Source organism: Vibrio sp. Isolate30, from assembly GCF_022397975.1.
In the GTDB taxonomy this organism is placed as follows: Bacteria; Pseudomonadota; Gammaproteobacteria; order Enterobacterales; family Vibrionaceae; genus Vibrio; species Vibrio fortis.
In genome coordinates this window covers 449,948-470,568 of record NZ_JAKEUS010000001.1, presented here as the reverse complement: position 1 = coordinate 470,568, position 20,621 = coordinate 449,948, and the positions used below count along the sequence as shown (strand labels likewise).

Annotated in this window: 14 protein-coding genes and 1 pseudogene; 9 read left to right on the top strand and 6 right to left on the bottom strand. The window is 45.8% G+C overall.

Annotation, left to right across the window (positions count from 1 at the left end; translation table 11 throughout):
- Positions 1-20: 20 nt before the first annotated feature.
- The 4 genes from glpK to L1D60_RS02100 all read left to right on the top strand — a co-directional run bounded on the left by glpK (position 21) and on the right by L1D60_RS02100 (position 5,337).
- Positions 21-1,547 (top strand): glycerol kinase GlpK, encoded by a 1,527-nt coding sequence (gene glpK / locus L1D60_RS02115; RefSeq protein WP_032550592.1) that lies wholly within the window; start codon positions 21-23, stop codon positions 1,545-1,547.
- Between the two features lie 202 nt (positions 1,548-1,749).
- A complete protein-coding gene (locus L1D60_RS02110) occupies positions 1,750-2,535 on the top strand; it encodes a DeoR/GlpR family transcriptional regulator (protein ID WP_239839522.1) in 786 nt (261 codons plus the stop codon).
- Between the two features lie 237 nt (positions 2,536-2,772).
- Entirely contained in the window at positions 2,773-4,332 is a 1,560-nt protein-coding gene (gene glpD / locus L1D60_RS02105) for a glycerol-3-phosphate dehydrogenase (RefSeq protein ID WP_239839521.1), read from the top strand.
- Positions 4,333-4,527: 195 nt separating this feature from the next.
- Positions 4,528-5,337 (top strand): SDR family NAD(P)-dependent oxidoreductase, encoded by an 810-nt coding sequence (locus tag L1D60_RS02100; protein ID WP_239839520.1) that lies wholly within the window; start codon positions 4,528-4,530, stop codon positions 5,335-5,337.
- A gap of 86 nt (positions 5,338-5,423) precedes the next feature.
- On the opposite strand, the gene L1D60_RS02095 is transcribed toward L1D60_RS02100, so the two are convergent.
- The 4 genes from L1D60_RS02095 to L1D60_RS02080 all read right to left on the bottom strand — a co-directional run bounded on the left by L1D60_RS02095 (position 5,424) and on the right by L1D60_RS02080 (position 9,502).
- Positions 5,424-6,317 (bottom strand): LysR family transcriptional regulator, encoded by an 894-nt coding sequence (locus tag L1D60_RS02095; RefSeq protein ID WP_239839519.1) that lies wholly within the window; start codon positions 6,315-6,317, stop codon positions 5,424-5,426.
- Between the two features lie 161 nt (positions 6,318-6,478).
- Positions 6,479-6,715, bottom strand: a complete 237-nt coding sequence (locus L1D60_RS02090) for a YdcH family protein (protein ID WP_150869889.1) — start codon at positions 6,713-6,715, stop codon at positions 6,479-6,481.
- 175 nt (positions 6,716-6,890) lie between these two features.
- Entirely contained in the window at positions 6,891-7,763 is an 873-nt protein-coding gene (locus tag L1D60_RS02085) for a radical SAM protein (RefSeq protein ID WP_239839518.1), read from the bottom strand.
- Between the two features lie 527 nt (positions 7,764-8,290).
- Complete coding sequence (locus L1D60_RS02080; protein ID WP_345772851.1) at positions 8,291-9,502, bottom strand: MFS transporter; 1,212 nt, start codon at positions 9,500-9,502, stop codon at positions 8,291-8,293.
- Positions 9,503-9,653: 151 nt separating this feature from the next.
- Here L1D60_RS02080 and L1D60_RS02075 point away from each other — a divergent pair, with 151 nt between their 5' ends.
- The 5 genes and pseudogenes from L1D60_RS02075 (at position 9,654) to L1D60_RS02055 (ending at position 17,027) form a co-directional block, all read left to right on the top strand.
- Positions 9,654-10,421: an ATP-binding cassette domain-containing protein gene (locus tag L1D60_RS02075; RefSeq protein WP_239839516.1), complete on the top strand. Its 768-nt coding sequence runs from the start codon at positions 9,654-9,656 to the stop codon at positions 10,419-10,421.
- A 17-nt stretch (positions 10,422-10,438) separates the two neighbouring features.
- Positions 10,439-11,329 carry an iron-siderophore ABC transporter substrate-binding protein gene (locus tag L1D60_RS02070; protein WP_239839515.1) on the top strand — a complete coding sequence of 297 codons (891 nt, stop codon included), beginning with the start codon at positions 10,439-10,441 and terminating at the stop codon, positions 11,327-11,329.
- Positions 11,330-11,346: 17 nt separating this feature from the next.
- Complete coding sequence (gene fhuB / locus L1D60_RS02065) at positions 11,347-13,344, top strand: Fe(3+)-hydroxamate ABC transporter permease FhuB (RefSeq protein ID WP_239839514.1); 1,998 nt, start codon at positions 11,347-11,349, stop codon at positions 13,342-13,344.
- A 208-nt stretch (positions 13,345-13,552) separates the two neighbouring features.
- Positions 13,553-14,509, top strand: a complete 957-nt coding sequence (locus tag L1D60_RS02060; protein ID WP_239839513.1) for a GntR family transcriptional regulator — start codon at positions 13,553-13,555, stop codon at positions 14,507-14,509.
- Positions 14,510-14,844: 335 nt separating this feature from the next.
- Positions 14,845-17,027: pseudogene (locus L1D60_RS02055) on the top strand (TonB-dependent receptor).
- Between the two features lie 103 nt (positions 17,028-17,130).
- Here L1D60_RS02055 and L1D60_RS02050 read toward each other — a convergent pair.
- Together L1D60_RS02050 and L1D60_RS02045 are read right to left on the bottom strand one after the other, a co-directional pair.
- Positions 17,131-18,663 carry a phospholipase D family protein gene (locus L1D60_RS02050; RefSeq protein ID WP_239839512.1) on the bottom strand — a complete coding sequence of 511 codons (1,533 nt, stop codon included), beginning with the start codon at positions 18,661-18,663 and terminating at the stop codon, positions 17,131-17,133.
- A gap of 177 nt (positions 18,664-18,840) precedes the next feature.
- A complete protein-coding gene (locus tag L1D60_RS02045) occupies positions 18,841-20,424 on the bottom strand; it encodes an ATP-binding cassette domain-containing protein (RefSeq protein WP_239839511.1) in 1,584 nt (527 codons plus the stop codon).
- Positions 20,425-20,621 lie beyond the last annotated feature (197 nt).

Below are 20,621 nucleotides of genomic sequence, written 5' to 3'. Positions count from 1 at the left end.
AAACAAAAAGGATTCTTACCATGACCGAGCAAAAATACATTGTAGCGCTAGACCAAGGCACAACAAGCTCTCGCGCTGTTATCCTCGACCATGATGCGAACATTGTTAGCTCTTCTCAACGAGAGTTTACTCAAATCTATCCAAAAGCAGGCTGGGTAGAGCACGATCCAATGGAGATTTGGGCAACACAAAGCTCAACTCTAGTAGAAGCACTAGCGAAAGCTGGTATCCGCAGTGACGAGCTTGCTGGTATCGGTATCACCAACCAACGTGAAACAACGATTGTTTGGAACAAAGAGACAGGCAAACCAGTTTACAACGCAATCGTATGGCAATGTCGTCGTACCGCTGACATCTGTGAAGATCTAAAAGCACGTGGCCTAGAAGATTACGTACGTGACAATACGGGCCTAGTCCTTGACCCGTACTTCTCGGGTACCAAAGTAAAATGGATTCTAGACAACGTTGAAGGCGCTCGCGAAGACGCTGAAGCAGGTAAGCTACTGTTTGGTACAGTGGATACTTGGCTAGTTTGGAAGATGACTCAAGGCCGCGTTCACGTAACGGATTACACTAACGCATCACGTACCATGCTGTTTAACATCAATGACCTATGTTGGGACAGCAAGCTACTAGACGAGATGGGTATTCCTGCTTCAATGATGCCTGAAGTGAAACGCTCTTCTGAGGTTTACGGCCAAACTAACCTAGGTGGTAAAGGTGGTACTCGTATTCCAATCGCTGGTATCGCAGGTGACCAACAAGCAGCACTTTACGGTCAAATGTGTGTAGAAGCGGGTCAAGCGAAGAACACTTACGGTACGGGTTGTTTCCTTCTAATGAACACAGGCCAAGAGAAAGTAACGTCGAAAAACGGCCTACTGACGACACTAGCTTGTGGCCCGAAAGGCGAACCAGCTTACGCACTGGAAGGGGCTGTATTCATGGGTGGCGCATCTATCCAATGGCTGCGTGATGAAATGAAGCTACTCGCTGATGCAAAAGACTCTGAGTACTTCGCAACAAAAGTAGATACATCAAACGGTGTTTACGTTGTTCCTGCATTTACCGGTCTAGGCGCGCCATACTGGGATGCTTACGCTCGCGGTACGATTGTTGGCCTTACTCGTGGCGTTAACTCGAACCACATCATTCGTGCGACACTGGAAGGCATCGCTTACCAAACTCGCGACGTACTGGACGCAATGCAAGCGGATTCAGGCATCAAACTAGCGAACCTACGTGTTGATGGTGGTGCGGTAGCGAACAACTTCTTAATGCAGTTCCAATCTGACGTTCTGGATACAGAAGTTCACCGTCCTGAAGTCACCGAAGTAACAGCACTAGGTGCAGCTTACCTTGCAGGTCTTGCCGTCGGCTTCTGGGACAGCATCGACGAGCTTCAAGACAAAGCGGTTCTTGATCGCACATTCGAACCTCACCATGATGAAGAGAAGCGTAACCGTCGCTACAAAGGCTGGAAACGTGCTATCAAGTGTGCACAAGTATGGTCTGAACTTCACGACGATGAAGAAAACGAAGATTAATTCGTTATAAATCGGGTGTGATTTAACCAAAATCACCAAACGAAACTCCAAAAGAGCACGCATGTCGTGCTCTTTTTGCGTTTTAGCCCCGATAACTCAGCATCGAAACTTCTCACATCGCGCCAATTCGCGCACAATAGAGCGAGTATATATTTTCGAAAGTGGTGTTCTAGAACACATTCTAGGCACAAGGGAGCAGTAAGTGAAACAGATACCAAGGCACCAGCAGATTGTCGATCTGGTGAAAACACAGGGATACGTCAGCACCGACGAACTGGTCGAGAAGTTTGATGTAAGCCCGCAAACCATTCGACGCGACCTCAATGAGCTCGCAGACAGCAACAAAATCCGCCGTTATCACGGTGGTGCCACCATCCCTCTCAGCTCGGAAAACACCTCTTACAACACTCGTAAGACGCTTAATTTCAACGAAAAAGACATCATTGCCGACGAGGTAGTCAAACACATTCCTGATGGCGCGACGCTGTTCATCGATATTGGTACCACACCGGAAGCTGTCGCTCGAGCGCTGAATAAAAACCACAAGCAGCTGCGCGTTGTAACGAACAACATCAATGTCGCGACCATTCTACTGGCTAACCCTGAAATCAAAGTGATTCTAGCGGGCGGGGAAGTTCGCAATAAAGACGGCGGAATCATGGGCGAAGCGACACTCGATTTCGTGAAACAGTTCCGCTTGGACTTTGGCATCTTAGGGATCAGTGGCATCGACTTCGACGGCTCACTGCTCGATTTTGATTATCACGAAGTACGAGTAAAACAAGCCATTATTGAGAACAGCCGCAGTATCTTCATTGCAGTGGACCACTCTAAGTTCGGTCGTAACGCAATGGTGAAATTGGGCAATATTAACCAGGCGCATATGGTTTTCACCAACCAGCAGCCACCTGAAGAGATTCACACCATTCTTAAAGAAGCTGAAATCCCATTGGAAGTGATTGAAACTCGCTCTGCACCTTCAGAATAGGCATTGATTTCGCGAATTTATCATTTGCACTCAAATATGTTCGCTTACGCAAAAAACCAGTCTACACTTTAATCAATTGTTAATAAAAACCTCTATTCGATATCGGATAGAGGTTTTTTTATGTTCAAATCACATTAAACGCTCATAAACGAAAATAAATAGTGACCACAAACGAAAGTTAAAGTAGGATTCAATGAGTTTCAAAAATGCTCGTTCGCTCACCAAGAGGTCAAAATCATGAGTGCTCAACAACATAATACAAATAATGGTTCAACCTCCACTTTAGATTTGATCGTTATCGGTGGTGGTATTAATGGCGCAGGTATCGCAGCTGATGCAGCTGGACGTGGTCTAACAGTAGGCTTATACGAAGCGAATGACTACGCTTCTGCTACATCCTCTGCAAGTTCAAAACTAATTCACGGTGGCTTACGCTACCTAGAACACTACGAGTTTCGTTTGGTATCAGAAGCGCTCGCAGAACGTGAAGTTCTACTAAGAAAAGCGCCGCACATCGCACAACCTATGCGTTTTCGTTTACCACATCGCCCATTCTTGCGCCCAGCGTGGATGATTCGCTGTGGCCTATTCCTTTACGATAATTTGGGTAAACGAACCACACTTCCAGCAAGTAAGACAGTCAACCTAGCGCAATCAGGCTTATTGAAACCTGAAATGAAAATCGGCTTCGAATACTCAGACTGTTGGGTTGATGATGCTCGAATGGTACTGCTCAACGTACTCGCAGCAAAAGAGAATGGCGCTGAAACACGCAACTACTGTCGCGTAGAAGCAGCACGCAGAGAATGCGGTGTATGGGTCGTAACGATTCGTGATGTGATGACTGACCAAACATTCGAACGTAAAGCGAAAGCGCTAGTCAATGCGGCTGGTCCTTGGGTGAAACAGTTCTTTGATGATGGCCTTGAGCAGGAGTCACCGCGTAATATTCGCCTGATCAAAGGTTCGCACATTGTCGTTCCTCGTATTCACGACGAACCTCAAGCGTATATTCTTCAAAACAAAGATAATCGTATTGTCTTTATGATCCCTTACCTAGATAAGTTCTCGATCATCGGCACAACAGATGTTGAGTACAAAGGCGATCCTCGCGAAGTAGCGATCTCGGACGATGAAGTGGATTACCTAATCGACATCGTAAATCAGCACTTTGTTAAGCAAATATCGACTGAGGATGTGGTTTGGACATACAGCGGTGTGAGACCATTGTGTGATGATGAGTCTGACTCTCCACAAGCGATCACGCGTGACTACACTCTTGAGCTTGATGCTGAACTTGACCAAGCACCATTACTGTCTGTATTTGGTGGCAAACTCACCACTTACCGTAAGCTTGGTGAAGCGGCATTGAAGAAATTAGAACCATTCTTATCGAATATGGGTCCAGCATGGACAGCAACCGATACGCTACCGGGTGGTAACTTTAGCTGTAGCCGTGAACAGCTGGCTGAGATGATGAACTCTAAGTACCCTTGGGCTTCAAAAGGGCTACTGCTTCGTTACATCACGCAGTTTGGTACGCAGACGTGGGATCTGTTAGCAGGTGCGACTTGTGAAGAGGATCTTGGTAAGAAGTTTTCTTCAGAAGCACACGGTGTCTACCAGCGTGAAATCGACTACCTCATTACGCAAGAGATGTCTCAGACTTCAGAAGACATGCTGTGGCGTCGTACCAAACTTGGACTCTACATGAGCCAAGAGGAACAGCAAATGGTGGCCGATTATTTAAAGACCACACTTGAGCAGAAGGTAGTGAGTTTTTCTCAAGTAAGCTAATTGCTCCTGAACAATTCAAGTAACCAAAAAGCTTAGTCATCCCTCGACTAAGCTTTTTTATTTTCAACAAAATCTAAAGAGTGTTTTCACCAGCCTGTTAATTATCACCCTTTCAAAACCTTGCTATGCTTTATTCCAACGAAACCAAACACATAAACGCTTGCTCATTCAGCGTTTCAATAAGGAATAGATACCATGCAAAAAGTTATTCTGATTACGGGCGCTACTGATGGCATCGGCTTCGAAACAGCCAAAACACTCGTTGAACAAGGTCATCACGTTCTGTTGCACGGTCGTAATCCGCAAAAACTAAAAGACGTTGAACAAAAGCTCGCGAGTATTTCAAATTCCGCAACAATTGAAAGTTATGTGGCAGACTTATCGGTATTGGCAGACGTCGAAGCATTAGCAAGCAAAGTACTGGCTGAGCAATCTAGACTCGATGTGCTGATCAACAATGCGGGTGTCTTCAATACGTCAACCCCAGTCACCAGCGATAATTTAGATGTGCGTTTTGTGGTAAACACCCTAGCGCCTTACCACCTGACCAAGCGCTTATTATCACTGTTGGGTAGCTCAAGCCGCGTCGTGAACCTGTCTTCTGCTGCTCAAGCACCGGTCAGCATTGATGCGTTAGAAGGTCGTAAACCGCTGTCAGACGGCGAGGCTTACGCACAAAGTAAACTTGCTATCACCATGTGGACTCGTGAAATGACCAACGAACTGGCAGGTGAACGACCAATGGTGGTCGCGGTAAATCCAGCATCACTGCTAGGGAGTAAAATGGTGAAAGATGCTTACGGGATTGCAGGGGGCGACTTAAGTATTGGTTCAGATATCTTAGTGCGCGCATCGCTGTCAGACGAGTTTGCCGAGGCTCATGGCAAATATTTCGATAATGACAATGGCGTATTTGCTAACCCACACCCAGATGCCACTCGAGGCAATAAATCGCAACTGGTGGTAGAGTCAATTGAGCGCACGCTTTCAGAAAAGTTAGCGTAAACAATTTTCTACTTACAAATACAACAAAGCCCGCACTGCATTAAAGTCAGTGCGGGCTTTTTAACATGTTGACTATCGCTCTGAGGTTACAAATCCCAATAAGGTGGGGTTCCATAATGTTCAGAGAAGTAATCGATAAAGGCACGGACTTTCGGAGCCAATAGACGCGAGCTAGGATAGACGGCCCAAATAGATGGCTCAGAGGTAAGCGGGTAGTCGTCTAACACGCGAACAAGCTCACCACTTTTTAGCTTATCGTAAACACACCATGTTGAGGCAATCGCGAGGCCAATCCCACCAATGGCTGCATCTCTTAGGGCTTCACCGTTGTCGGTACGAAATGGACCATTCGCTTTTACAGTAACAGGCCCAGTTTCTGTCTGGAATGTCCAACTCTCTAACCCGATCAAACTGATACATCGATGATCGTTTAAGTCTTGCGGAGTGACTGGCTTACCATATTTGATTAAGTAATCTGGAGATGCACAGATAATACGATCATCAGGCGCAAGCTTTCGTGCGATCAATGAAGAGTCTTTAAGCTCAGATATACGAATCGCAATATCGAACCCACCCTCAACCATGTCCACCACAGTGTCGGATAATCTCAGATCAACCTTCAGCCCAGGATAAGCTTCCATGAACCCTGCCAACGCAGGAACTAAGTGCAAGCGACCAAATGATGCCGACGCAGTGACTCTAAGCGTACCGGTTGGAGAGTCACTGCCGACCCCAATTGCCGAGCGAGCGGCATCGACACTCGATAACACTTCTTCCGCATGTGGCAGAAACGCCTGCCCTTCTTCGGTCAAAGAGACTTTGCGGGTGGTACGATGCACAAGGCGCACACCCAAATTGTCTTCGAGCTTGCTAATGTGCGAACTTGCCACCGCAGGGGAAAGACCCAACTCTTGACCAGCCATACTGATGTTATGGGTTGAAGCTAAGCGAACAAACAATTTCAGGTGTTCAATATTCATCTGATTACCAACAAAACCTTGAAAGTCATAATTTAATACTAAACATTATGCTTGGTTTCTAAAGTAATACAATCTCTATACCGTACAAGTTCTGCTACTTCAGACACAAAAAAAGCTCCCGAAGGAGCTTAGTCATAGTGTTTGCTTTGTAACTAATTTAGTTAGGCGGTGAGTCGCGCATAAAGCGAGTCTTTAAGCACTGAACGGTCGTGCTTCATTTGGTGCATTTGACCATCTTCAATCGGCGAGCCGTTTAGCTCTAATTTACGAATCTCTTTATCTAAGTCGTTGTAGGTTTTCATGTCAGTCGCAAAGTTTTCGTTATCCTCCGCAAGCTGAGCAATTTTATCTTTCATTTCTGGAAATTCATGAACAAGAGAGTGGTTTTCACCTAGCATAGAGACCTCTTTCCTTTTGTAGAGCCTTCAGGCTGAAATTAGAGAATGTGTCATAAATACCTTAGCAACTGAGTACCAAAAACGATGAGATCCAGCACACAGCATCGAACAATATTTAGACACAAATAGTATTTAAATTAGACGAGAGCAACTACCTTGCTCCCGCCATTTGTCATTACCAAGAATAGGTTTGAATGATGTTTTCTGCTGCCATTGGGTTGCTGTCGATAGCATGATTTATGCGTGCTAAAAATTGCTCACGAGAATCCAACAGATACCCTTTTTGAGGAACAATATTGTTGCCGTGATCGCCCCAGTAGAAGGTATCTATCTCTAAGTTTTCGAGTAGATATTTCTCTTCTTCAAGGATTTGTAATTGCGTCGGCATAACGAACGTACCGTCTTTGACCTCTTGCTCCATCACGGTTCCCGGTTGAATCGCAAGGGCCATTGGCGCAATGTGTTCCGGCTTGGTGATGTTCAAAATTCGAGTGGTCTCGATGATATGCTCTTTCGAGCGTTCACGACCACCTAGGCCAAAGATGAACGACAACAGCACTTCGATTCCGGCCTCTTTGGCCATCGCCATGCCTTCAATCGCTTGCTCTTGGCTCATGCGTTTTTTAATGCGGTCTAGTACCACTGGATCGCCGGATTCTAAGCCGCAATAAGCCATATCAAGACCCGCACTTTTGAGCTCTTTCAGCTCCGCGACACTCTTACGACGAAAATCGTTCAGTCCACTATACAGAGAGATTCTTTGGCTCTCTGGAAAAGTATGCTTGAGATTGTTTAGTACCTTCAACAAGTAATCGGTGCGCGCTGCCATGACATTGCCATCCGTCAAGAAAATCGACTCTACGTATGGGTAGATCTGACGCGCTTCTTCAATATCTTTGAACACATCTTCGATATCGCGCACCTTAAAGCGCTTATCATCAAACATGCTACAAAACGTACAGGTATTAATGCTGCATCCAAGTGTGGTTTGAATCAGGATGCTGCGAGCCTCAATCCAAGGGCGATAGATTTTTCCCTCATATTGCATAGTGGTGTCTCCAGTTACGCGCTCTAAATGTCGCCAATTGGCGGAGCGCTGTTTTGTTGTGGAGAAGTCTAACAATGAGGAATTAAATTGATAATAGATGCTGATATGGAATCAGTTTATAGATTTTAAATAAAATACCCCCAACAGAAAGCGAGGGTATTTATTTCGTTGCGACAGAAAAGAGCAAAGAAAAGTTAGTTGTCGCAACCACCTGTATGCTCCCAAACGCTGCCATCTTCTGTCGAAGACGACGCGGTCGACTGACACCCAGCAGCAAACAGTATAGTTAAAGATAGAAACAACCATTTCATAATTTGACCTCCATAATCATTCGATAGAGCTTGATAAAAAATACAATTCATAGACTCCATCTATAACCGACCTAGCGAGAATGGAAAAACTTTCATCGCACCAAGAAAAACTGAAGATGGGGATACAAAAAATGAACTCATTTATTCGCCTCTACTGAAGCTAAACAGGCTCACACCAAAAGAGATAACTTATGGCGCAAGGCATTTAAGTCAAAGTTAGGCCGAACTTTCGCTCACTGATTGTGTTTTCTTTGCTCTTGTCCAATATGCCAAAGCGACAATCACTATCGAAAAAAAGATACAGAGATAGATAGGGTAAAGCGGCTCAATCACCACGCTAAACGCCAACATTGCCGCGACTCCATAACCTATGGTGTGAGACATAGAGATATAACCAGCCACTGCCCCCGGCGAGCAGCTCCACTTATCTGTTGCTGACGCTGTGTAAGCAGGGACCAGTAACGCAGCGCCAACGGACGTAACCGCCATCGCCAATCCAAAAATCAATAACTGGGGAATGGTGAACAACGACATGCCGACCAGAAAGGCGATTGAGCCAACCCAATACATCATTCGAGTCGTCACTTTCTCTTTTTTCACAATCCACACCTGTGAAAACAGTGTCATTGCGGCACTAATGCTCAATAGTACACCGATAGCATCGCTGAGCTTCTCAGAGGGCCATTCAGTAAATGAATAGATCAAAGGCGATAAACTGTATTGCAACAGTGCGACCGACGCACAAAGTAACAACCCACTAATAAGGTACGGAGATAAGCTTTTATTCGGTAACCAAGGTTGGCTTTTCTTATTATAAGAAGGAGAAGAATCGACGGTAGGAATAGGTAATATTAACGCGAGAATAAGGGCGATAAATGGCAACAAAACCATCAAGAATAACGGAGCAAAAGGGTTCAACTTGAGCGCTAAAATAGAAACAACAGGACCTAACAATCGCCCACTACTTAATCCAATACTGACTGCAGTTATTGCCTTTAAACGGTGTTGTTCACCACACAATATTATTGCCCAATGCTGGCTCGCGGGTACCATTCCCGACACTGTGCACCCATAAATAACCCTTGCGACAATTAGCCCTAAAAAACATAACGTTACATTAATATTCCCTGATAGGCTCACCATAGAGAACACCGCAAGCAACAGAAAACTTATGGTCATCCCGACTAATGCTTGGATAACTACTCTATTTGGACCATGTTTATCGCTATATCGCCCCCAAAATGGGGCTGAAGGAAGAAAGAGCAAGCTGCCCACAGCAATCAAAGCAGACCAGGTAGGCAGATCAAAAGCAGACCGTTCAACCAGAAAAGGCAGTGATACAAGCAAGCCGTTTTGCCCAATTCCCATCAGGGCGGAAATAAGGCCAATCGACATTAGGTGAAACTTTTTATTATTTATTGCGAGCATAATTTAAGGGCGTAAATAAGAGCAAATAAACTCGAAATGAAAAACGCCAGTTCAGAATTTATTATTATTGATTATGTGAATAATTATCATTTTAATTTCAATATGCTAACATTAACGGCTCTTTCCCTATAACTCAACTTCATATTTCATTATGTATCAGCTTACCAATGCATCATTTGAAATCGACGGTAAGACAATTCTTTCTCCAACGAGCTTGAATTTTGAGCCTAATAAAGTCACGACATTACTCGGCCATAATGGGTGCGGAAAGTCGACTTTAATTAAGTTATTAAGCCGTCAAAATAGCCCGACTCAAGGGCAAGTTTCCTTTAATCAAAAGCCACTTTCATCGTTCAACCACCTTGAGTTTGCACACCAAGTCGCTTACCTACCACAGCACCCACCAATCACCGATGGTGTCACGGTGCGCGAGTTGGTTTGCTTTGGTCGCTACCCTTGGAAAGGCGCTTTTGGGCGTTACAGCAAAGATGACTACGCGATCGTCGATGAAGCGATTGAAAAAGTGGGCCTAAGCGAATTTTCTCAACGATTCGTCGCCACGCTTTCCGGAGGCGAGAGGCAACGAGCTTGGGTCGCGATGTTGTTAGCCCAACAGAGTCAATGCATCTTGCTTGATGAACCCACATCGGCACTCGATGTTGCCCACCAGCATGAGCTCTTAGCATTGATTCGTGAGCTTAATCAGTCATTGAGCCTGACGGTCATCATGGTGCTGCATGATGTGAACATGGCGGCCAAGTTCAGCGACCATCTGATTGCACTCCACTCTGGCAAGGTCATTGCGTCTGGTACACCTCAACAGATGATGACCCCAGAGACGCTCACCAAGATCTATGGAATGGAGCTCGCACTCTTCAATCACCCAGTAACCGGTCAACCGATCAGCTACATTCCCTAAACAAAAAGGATTCTGTTGTGAAAAAAATCGTTACGCTTCTCTTGTCCGCCTTGGTGTTCAACGCACACGCATTAGAACTGACTCATGAAATGGGAACCGCCCACTTTGAAACTACCCCCCAAAAAGTCATCGCTCTAGACTGGGCGCTATCAGAGACAGTACTGAGCTTGGGCATTGAACTGGAAGGCATTGCTGATGCAAAAGGCTATCAACAATGGGTAGTAGAACCTCAACTCAACGAGGGTGCGGTCGATGTCGGTTCCCGCCGAGAACCAAACCTAGAGCTGCTCACCAAGTTAAAACCTGATGTTATTTTAATGAGCAAGCACATGGCGGCTGCGTATGAGCAGCTCAACAAAATTGCACCGGTGCTGGTTTACAGCATCTACAGCGAAGAAAAACAGCCGCTTGAGTCTGCGAAATCGGTAACGCGCTCGCTCGGCCAATTGTTTGACCGTGAAGCGCAAGCCCAAGAGGTCATCACCGCCACTGAGCGGAGGCTAAATGCCAATGGTAAGCAAGTTAATGTGGCAGGAAACGCTGAAAAACCGCTACTTTTCACTCGTTTCATCAATGACAAAACACTGCGTATTCACAGTACAGGCTCTCTGGCTCAAGACACGATCCATGCTATGGGTCTGAACAACGACTGGAATGAACAAACAAACCTTTGGGGCTTTAGCACCGCGGGAATCGAAAAAATCGCAGAACATCAAAACGCCAACGTGATGATATTTGGTCCGCTTACCGACAACGAACGCAACAAGCTAACCGGCTCTCCACTTTGGCAAGCTATGGCTTTCACTCGCAATGATTCGGTTTATGAACTGCCTGCAATTTGGACATTTGGTGGACTGATTGCCGCTCAAAGGTTTAGTGACCACATCACCGAGCAGTTGACCAACTAACCGTCAAATCAGCAACCATGATCACAACCAACACTTTAACGCCAAAGGCAGGCGTATTAAAACTCAAAACAGCAGGGCTATTCGTCATTGCGATTTTAATTATTGGTTCACTGCTTGAGATCACCGCACCATACTCCCAAGGTCTGGGGCTGATTGGGGATACGCTATTTAGGTATGACGCATCAAACTATCAGCACATCATCACCAACTTAACCTATCTGCCCCGTTTGACTGTCGCTCTGATTTGCGGATTTGCTCTTGCAGTCGCAGGTTGCGTAATGCAGTTTGTATTGCGAAACCCAATTGCTTCTCCGACAACGCTCGGCGTGGCGGCGGGTGCAGAATTGGGCATGGTGTTGGGTATTCTATTGCTGCCTGCAAGTCTTGCTTTACCAAACTTTTTACCGGCATTTATCGGAGGCTGCTTAGCCACTGGGTTAGTTTTCTTATTGAGCTCGACACGCGGTTATTCACCTCTGCACATGGTGTTATCAGGCATGGTCGTGAGCTTGTTTTTGGGTTCACTCAATACCATGTTGCTGATGTTGAACGAACAGAAGCTCACTAGTTTGTTTGTCTGGGGAGCTGGCGTCCTCAATCAAAACGACTGGTCGAGTGCTCAGATTCTTCTTCCGCTGGTCTGCATTCCAACCTTACTACTCCTGCTACTTCAGCGCCCGTTGGCATCACTGCAGTTTGGCGATAACGTCGCCACATCACTGGGCGTGAACATCAAACAGATCAAACTACTGTGCTTATCCTTATCGATTTTTATCACCGCAGCTGTGGTTAGCGAAGTTGGAATTATTGGGTTTATCGGTATTGTTGCTCCTGCGATTACGCGCATGTTAGGAGTGCGAGCGCTAGCAAAACAGATCCTGACCAGTGGAGTGATCGGTGGTGTTACCTTGTTAACGGTTGATCTGTTAATCCAACCATTTTCCGGTGTCGGTGGTGAGCTGCTACCCACCGGAGCTATGACAGCTCTGCTTGGTGCGCCGTTTCTACTCTGGTTATTGCAACGCACTAAGCTGAACTCAGAGCTGAAAAGCCGCAGTGAGCATGTCGAACATTTCAAACATATCGCCATCAGCAAAGTGTTAGTTGCCATGTTGTTGGTGCTTATCTTGGTGTGTATGGTTTCAATCTCACTCGGACGAAACCAGCTTGGTTGGAGCTTAGAGTTAGATTCATCTCTGCTTGAGCTTCGCTTACCAAGAGTGCTTGTTGCATTGTTCGCAGGTATTGGATTGGCGTTTGCCGGAACCATCATCCAACGAATATCAAACAACCCAATGGCAAGTCCCGAAGTCCTCGGCATCAGTTCAGGCGCGGCTTTGGCACTGGTGCTAGGCACTCTCATCGGCGGTGCTATTGGGCGTGAACAACAGATGATACTAGGCACATTGGGGGCTGCATCGGTGACCGGTATTGTCTGGTTGATGGGCCGAAAACATAACTTTGCACCCACTCAAACCTTACTAACCGGTATTGCATTGAGTGCCGGATTGGATGCTCTGCTCAGAATCGCAATGAGCTCTGGTAACGAGAACGCCACCGCACTGCTGACTTGGTTATCCGGTTCTACCTATCTCGTTGCTGAGAATGATGTTGTACTTCTCGCGTTCGGTGTGTTGATGGTTGGTTCACTCGCTATCTCACTGAATCGCTGGATAGAACTGATTAATTTGGGCGAAGTCACCACCACCAGTTTGGGCATGAACACGACCTTAGTGCGCCTAGTTCTGTTACTGCTCGTTGCGGCACTCACCACACTATGTACGATTGTCATCGGCCCTTTGAGTTTTATCGGATTGCTCGCACCGCATATGGCACGCTCGCTGCACCAATATCGCGCGGTACCGCAGATGCTGACCGCGGCATTGTTGGGGGCAATCATCATGGTTTGCGCAGATTGGATCGGCAGAACCCTTTGGTTCCCTTGGCAATTTCCAGCAGGGCTGCTCGCATCTCTGATTGGTGGTGGTTACTTCCTCTACCTGATGAGACGCTAAACTCTTTTCACAATACAATACTCACCAAACAAGCCCAGTGGTTAATGAATCACTGGGCTTTTCTTTTAAAAGCAACACGTCGTATTTCTGCAACAAAAACACAATTTATGGTATTCGCTCGTGTTTCTGTTTACCATGAGCACAACCATTTACCTTGGGTGTAATAAGTTACGTTGGTGTAACGGTACCCAGAACAATCTTGGACGATATGGACACATCAGCAATCACACGACTTCAACGAGATCTCCTCTTCAAAGTGATAACACGACTCAAAGAAGAAAACGCCATTGCAGGCAGCAGTTTGAATGAATCATCGCTTGCTCAGCAGTTCGAGGTCTCTCGTACTCCGATGCGAGCTGTGCTCAAACACTTGTCCGATCAAGGTGTGGCCAAATCCGTTCCATACAAGGGGTTTGTGCTGCAGATCGATGCTTGTGATATCGAAACTGCAGAGCAAAGCAACCAAGAGCAAGCCCGCCAAGAGCAGCTTTACCTGAGATTGCTGATGGATATCTTTTTCGGCGAGATCAGCGATTCGTTTTCGGAAAATGAACTCCAGCAACGCTATGGTGCCAATCGTGGCGAGATACAATCTGTCCTCAGACTGTTAGAAAGCGATGCCATTTTCCGACGCAGCCCTGGCTACAAATGGCAGTTAGATGGGGTACTCAACTCTCTTGAAAGGCATGCCGAAAGTTACCGATGCCGTTTGATTTTTGAGCCAGCTGGCCTGCTTGAACCGACGTGGAAGCTAAAACGTGACGCGTTTGAGAAGTGTCGTGAGCGCCATATTCAAGCAATCAATAATCCAGACTCCATCACCGCTAGCCAGCTTTTCACGCTCAGTGCCGACTTCCATGAAATTCTCGCCGCAAGTTCAGGAAACCGATTTTTGCTCGGTATGATGCAGCAGCAAAACCGACTGCGTAAGGCGACCGATTTAGTCTCTATGCACATCCAGTCTTCTGTCAGCCGCTCATGCCAACGACGTCTAGACATCATGGATCTCGTTTTAGAAGGGAATAACCAAGCAGCTTCGGAGAAGCTCGCTCAGTTACTTGAAAATGACGTTCGAGTTATGAAGCGTACCTACCAAGACGTGATGAATGTATCTCAAGAGCAACGAGAGCAGATCATCAACAGTATTTCTCTAAAAAACAATTAATCAACAGGGCGGCACTGCATTATGTCGCCCTCCTCTCTTCTTTGTAAAACCCAAAAAATAACAATTAAAATCATAAACTTAATACAGTTTTAGTATCTCAAGAACTGGCTCATGCCTACTCGTCTATTGTTGCATTTGAAAATAAATCGCATTTGCATATTGTTTTTTCGCAACAAAAACACAATAATAATGATTCTTATTTAGAATCAAAAACAAAAAGCAAGCATGCGCTTGGTCTAAGTTCAACCACTTGATTCTCAATAAAAACAATAAAAATAAAGTCATCACGCCAAAGAAATGTGTGCAGCCTTTCATTGATAATTGCAGAGAATAAAATGAAAACCGAAAAAGGAAGTTTCAAACTTTCCACAGTCGCTCTAGCAGTAGCGGCGGTAAGTTCCGTATTCACAGCCCAAGCGCAAGATCACACCACCGACGAGAAAATGGTAGTTGTATCTAGCCGCACCCCAAAAGCCATTAGCGATATTCCAGGTACAGTTTGGTACATCGAACCACAACAGATCGAGCAGGAATACCGAGGCGGTAAGTCCTTAGGCGAAATCCTAGCAAGTGCGATCCCATCTCTGGATGTGAGCAGCGGTGCTCGTACTAACTACGGTCAAAACTTACGTGGTAGAAAAATGCTAGTGATGATTGATGGCGTGTCCCTGCAATCTTCACGTCAAATCAGCCGCCACCTCGACTCTATCGATCCATTCAATATTGAACGTATCGAAGTGCTATCCGGCGCAACATCAATCTACGGTGCTGGTGCTTCCGGCGGTGTAATTAATATCATCACCAAAAAAGCAGATGGTGAAGAGATTGAGTTTGAATCCTTTGTTGGCGGTACATCAGGCTTCAACTCGGGCGAAGATTTTGACTACAAAGTTGGACAATCGATCTCGGGCGGCAATGAAACTGTTCAAGCACGTTCGTCTGTTATCTACACTGAAACTCAAGGTTTCTTTGACGCGAATGGCGATATCGTTACACCGGATATTTCTCAAGGATCTCTGCAATTCAATAAAACGCTCGATTTCCTAACGACTGTTGGCGTTAATGTCTCAGAGACAAAAAAGCTCAACTTCCTAGCTCAGTATTACGACAGCCAACAAGACTCTCCATATGGCTTATACATTGTTGGGCGTGACTTCGTTGACGTTCGCAAAGGTTTTGATTCAGATAGAGAACATGGCACCGAGCGTATCATGCTGAGTGCGTCATACATTGATGAGCAGTTCCTTGGCCACCAGCTAATTGCTGAAGCGTCATATCGTAAAGAAGACCAAACTTATACACCTTATTTTCAATCTTCTGGTCAGCAAATCACTGATGTGCTCTCTCTAAAAGCGGCATTGGCGAAAGACTTCGGTCGCTTCAACATCGTTTATGGTGTGGACGCTTACCAAGACACGCTCGAAAGGACGCTTACCAAGACACGCTCGAAAGCAACCAAGCGCTTTACGATCCGACCATTGCTAACAATTCGGGTAACCTCATCAACAAGACTTTCGCTGAAGTCGGACGCTATCCGGGCGTTGAAGTCGCGTCTATCGCGGGATTTGTTCAAGCAGGCTTCGACATCACGAATGATTGGTCTGTAGAAGGTGGCTTCCGTTACCAATACATGAAGAACACGATTGATGACTTCGTTGGCTACCAACAGCAAAAACAGATCGCTGCAGGTAATGGTACTAGCGCAGACGCAGTTCCTGGCGGTGAAACGGATTACGGTGTGGGTCTTTTCAACTTAGGCACGGTATATCACCTAAACAGTGACTCACAAGTTTGGGCTAACTTCTCACAAGGCTTTGATCTCGCCGATCCCGCTAAGTACTACGGTCAAGGCAACTACACCTTGGTCGGCGATCATTGGACGCTTAATGACAGCATCAATGTGAATGACTCTAAGATGTCAGGTATCAAGACCAACAGCTTTGAACTCGGCTACCGCCTAGACACTGGCGACCTAAGCTTGCAATCAGCGGCTTACTACTCTCAGTCTGATAAGAATGTTAAGTACAACAAAAACACATTGTTAATCGAAGAGATCGACGACAAGAAACGTGTTTATGGCTTAGAGGCGCTTGCTTCTTACTGGGTACATGAGAACGTTCAGCTGGGTGCATCTGGCCACTACGTTATTTCCGAAGTGAAAGGCGATAACGGCTGGGAAGATCAATCTGCAGGTGAAGCGAGCACATCAAAAGCGAACGCTTGGGCAGGCTGGTACGAAGCAGATCTATCTTTGAAGGTTCAAAGCCAAACCATGTTTGACTATGAAGATGACAGCGATAACAAACTCAATGGTTACACTGTCTTCGACCTTGTTGGTACTTACCAACTACCAGTGGGCAGTCTAGGTTTCGGTATTCAAAACCTGCTTAACAAAGACTACACCACGATTTGGGGTCAACGTGCGCAGATTCTTTACGCAACACACTATGAATCAGCCGCTTATGACTACCGTGGCCGCGGTCGTACTTACACTTTGAACTACCAGGTTAAGTTCTAAGTTAACGATAAAAACTCAGTTCTAAGTTAACTATCTAAACAATGAAAAAGGCTCCTACAGAAGGAGCCTTTGTTACATTCATTTCTATTCAAGCATATTGTCGCTATAAATATTTTTCTATAGGTAGCAACTGCAAGAATCCAGATTGCGCTCGCTCCCATTTGCCGGTTTCTGGCTCTTTATCCCAACTTTGATCACTGGAGTACCAACGTACATCGCCGTCTTCCAAGTCTAAGCGCCAGCTGTTGTTAATATCCATCGCCTCGTTGATCGTGTCCGCCAATTGCGTTGCCACTTCAGGGCTGTCTATTAACAGTACCGATTCCGTATTTAGGTACGTTGAGCGTAGATTAAAATTGAACGATCCAATGCTCGCGACACGATTATCAAACACCACCGACTTAGCGTGCAGACCATAAGCGGTTTTCGGCGCACATTTATCTGCATCTTTAGTGGATACCTCACAAAGTCCAGAATCTGGTCGCAGCTCAAACAGCTCAATGCCATGCTCAAGCATATCTTGGCGTCTTCCCGCATAGGCAGAGTGGTTAGTGACCAAATCATTTGAAGCCATCGAGTTGGTCAACGCTTTAATCTCAACACCTTGATTATTCAACATCTGCCACTCTTCAAGCTGACCGTCATCAAACACCAAGTAGGCCGACTCGAGCAAAATTTCCTTCTTTGACTGCTCTGCCAGCTCACCTAGTATCACTGCCGTTTCTTTTGGCTGGTTGGTTTCACCTGCATCGACAGGGATTGGGCGATCATAAACAAAGTGTGCCTCAACCCATGTCATCTGTGGCGCCAACTCACTTAAGAAACGCTGAGATGCTTCTTGCCCGATAGGCAGATCTGGATAATTTTTATAACGAGGCAGTACGGCCTGATCCAGAAGAGAGAGGTCGGTAGAATCGGCATCACCTAGCATCTCAACTGGGTAAGACCATTGACTGTTCCAGTACTCGACAAAGCTGCTTTGGATCTCTGTGACAACCTCGCCTCGAACCAACACATCCCTATCTCGGAAGTTAATCTCATCAGAGTAATCAAAATACTCATCACCAATATTACGTCCGCCAACAGCTGAGAATACGCCATCGACTGTGAACGATTTATTGTGCATGCGTCGGTTCAAACGCGAGAAATCGGATAGAAAGCTAAACCACTTTGAAAAACCACTACGACTTGGTGTCGGGTTAAAAATACGGATCTCTACATTGGGGTGAGCATCTAAGGCATTGAGCAGTGCTTCGCGTTCGTTGAGGTTGATGTCATCAAGCATCACACGCACTTTTACGCCTCTTTCAGCCGCCGCTAACAAACGGCTAGCAAGGTAGCCTCCTGTATTATCGGAGTTCCAAATGTAGTACTGAATATCGATGCTATGTTCAGCACTCTCCACCAGCGCGATACGTTGAGCCAAAGCATCCCAACCCGCTTCTTGGATAAGTACCGCACTATGGCCAATTTCATTCGGCTGTGCTGGATGTTGATGACTCACATTCCAAAGCACACCTTGCTGTGGTGCCACAACCGGTTCTTGAGCATGATTTACTTGTTCTGGTAACGAAGAACAGCCACCTAGCGTAGCAATGAGTAACAAAGAGAGACTGATGCGTTTGCGCGCAAGCATTAATTCCATTCCTTAGTGGTGGTTGATCTACAAGTCCTGACGGTTCAGGGGAGACCAAGTTTATAAGTCCTTATTAATGAAATATATACCAAACTTTCCACTTTCCCCCACTGATTGCGCAATAAATGGGAGCCAATATCTCAGCTCCCACTGTTTCAGCGGGCTTTTGAAGCATTGCTAGGTATGAAGAGCACTCAATCTCAGAGTTTGCTCAACACCAGATTCGTGAACAAAGTCTAGGTCATGACTCACCAGAATATACCCTCCTTGATACTGCGCGAGCGCCTTCGCCAGTATGACTTTCGACTCTATATCGAGATGGTTATCGGGTTCATCGAGCAACAAAATAGGTTGGTTGACTTGATGACTCACCATGAGCATCGCCAACTTCATCTTTTCTCCACCGCTAAGAACTTGAGCACTGCGATGAACACTGTCACGACGAAAACCAATGCCGGCGAGCAAAGTCCGAGCCTCACTCATACTCAAGTTAGGACACGCTTGAGTCAGGTTATCAAGCATTGAGAGGTCGAGATTAATCGCGCCAAAATGCTGATCGAGATAACACACCGGGGCGCTAACTTGTAACTCACCATCGACTAAAGATTGTTTTCCACGCAGTACGTTCAACAAGGTTGATTTCCCGATGCCATTTTTCCCTTCAAGATAAAGTTTACTATTAGAGTAAAGCTGAAAGGTGATTGGATCATGCTCAGAAAACGGTAGCCTGCCATTAATTACAGACAGCACCTTTTTGCTTCGTACATCGCTCTGTCCCAAATACAGAGATTGAGATTGGCTTTTCGCGTATCTAGCTTCTAAGCGTTGCGCTTTATCGTCTAAATGCGTGCGCCGCAAATTCTCATTTCTTAGGCGATTCGCCATATTCGCGGTCGCTTTCCCTTTCTTGGCATCCATCAAGATTTTTGGCTGACTTCCATTTTTTCGTTGTTTGGCTCCTTGCGCTGCTCTCTGTTCTGCTTTCTCGCGATTACGCTGCGCTTGCTTTTCTAGCAACTTCTGCTGTTTGAGATTGTGATTGAGTTGACGCTCTACCGCCTTTTGCTCCGCTTCGTTTTGCGCTGCGTAATCGTCATAATTACCGCCAAAAGTTCGTAAGCCTAAGGTTGATAACTCCCAGATCTCATTCATGTTTCTCAGCAACTCTCGATCGTGGCTGATCAACAAGATCCCTCCATTGAAGTGCTGCATGGCATCCATAAGCCATTGCTTTGACTCGTAATCTAAATGGTTTGAAGGTTCATCTAGCACTAAGAGCTCACACTCACTATCAAACGCTTGCCACAACAGTAATTTTGCTCGTTGACCGCCACTAAGCTGCTCGCATAAAAAATCCGGTTGTGTAGGTAAACCCAAACGCAACAAATCATCTTTCAAGTGCTGCTCTAAATTCCAATTGTCCCCAACTACTTCAAACCAATATGGGTCACAATCCCCAGACGCAACTTTCTTTAACGCACTCAATATTTTAGATACACCTAAGAACTCCGCGATGGTTTCGCCATCATTAAAACGATGCTCTGTTTGTTGTTGATAAAAGACGAAGCTTTTTGGCTCTGACACTGTTCCTTCATAGGGCGCTGTCAGTTTCAATAGCATAGCTGCGAGCAACGACTTACCCGCACCATTTGACCCGATAAGGCCAACACGAGAGTCGGTCATAACACATGAGAGATTTTCAAAAATGACGTCGCCATTACTAAATTGATGGCTGATATTACTTGCTTGTAAATATGGCATGTATTGCCTCCTGTAAACAGGGACATCAGCCGCAGCAGCACGTTACGAATGTGAACCGATAAATGCAGTAACTCTAAGCAAATCCATCGTTTAAAAACGATCGTGAGTTATATAACGGTTTGATAGATATGACGACAGTGAGCTACGCCTACTAACCCTGTAAATCCAAAAAAATGTAATAAGTGGATAACAGGTTT

Coding starts and splice junctions, on each gene's coding strand:
- glpK (WP_032550592.1), top strand. CDS start 21: ATGACCGAGCAAAAATACATTGTAGCGCTAGACCAAGGCACAACAAGC.
- glpD (WP_239839521.1), top strand. CDS start 2,773: ATGAGTGCTCAACAACATAATACAAATAATGGTTCAACCTCCACTTTA.
- L1D60_RS02100 (WP_239839520.1), top strand. CDS start 4,528: ATGCAAAAAGTTATTCTGATTACGGGCGCTACTGATGGCATCGGCTTC.
- L1D60_RS02095 (WP_239839519.1), bottom strand. CDS start 6,317: ATGAATATTGAACACCTGAAATTGTTTGTTCGCTTAGCTTCAACCCAT.
- L1D60_RS02090 (WP_150869889.1), bottom strand. CDS start 6,715: ATGCTAGGTGAAAACCACTCTCTTGTTCATGAATTTCCAGAAATGAAA.
- L1D60_RS02085 (WP_239839518.1), bottom strand. CDS start 7,763: ATGCAATATGAGGGAAAAATCTATCGCCCTTGGATTGAGGCTCGCAGC.
- L1D60_RS02080 (WP_345772851.1), bottom strand. CDS start 9,502: ATGCTCGCAATAAATAATAAAAAGTTTCACCTAATGTCGATTGGCCTT.
- L1D60_RS02075 (WP_239839516.1), top strand. CDS start 9,654: ATGTATCAGCTTACCAATGCATCATTTGAAATCGACGGTAAGACAATT.
- fhuB (WP_239839514.1), top strand. CDS start 11,347: ATGATCACAACCAACACTTTAACGCCAAAGGCAGGCGTATTAAAACTC.
- L1D60_RS02060 (WP_239839513.1), top strand. CDS start 13,553: ATGGACACATCAGCAATCACACGACTTCAACGAGATCTCCTCTTCAAA.
- L1D60_RS02050 (WP_239839512.1), bottom strand. CDS start 18,663: ATGCTTGCGCGCAAACGCATCAGTCTCTCTTTGTTACTCATTGCTACG.
- L1D60_RS02045 (WP_239839511.1), bottom strand. CDS start 20,424: ATGCCATATTTACAAGCAAGTAATATCAGCCATCAATTTAGTAATGGC.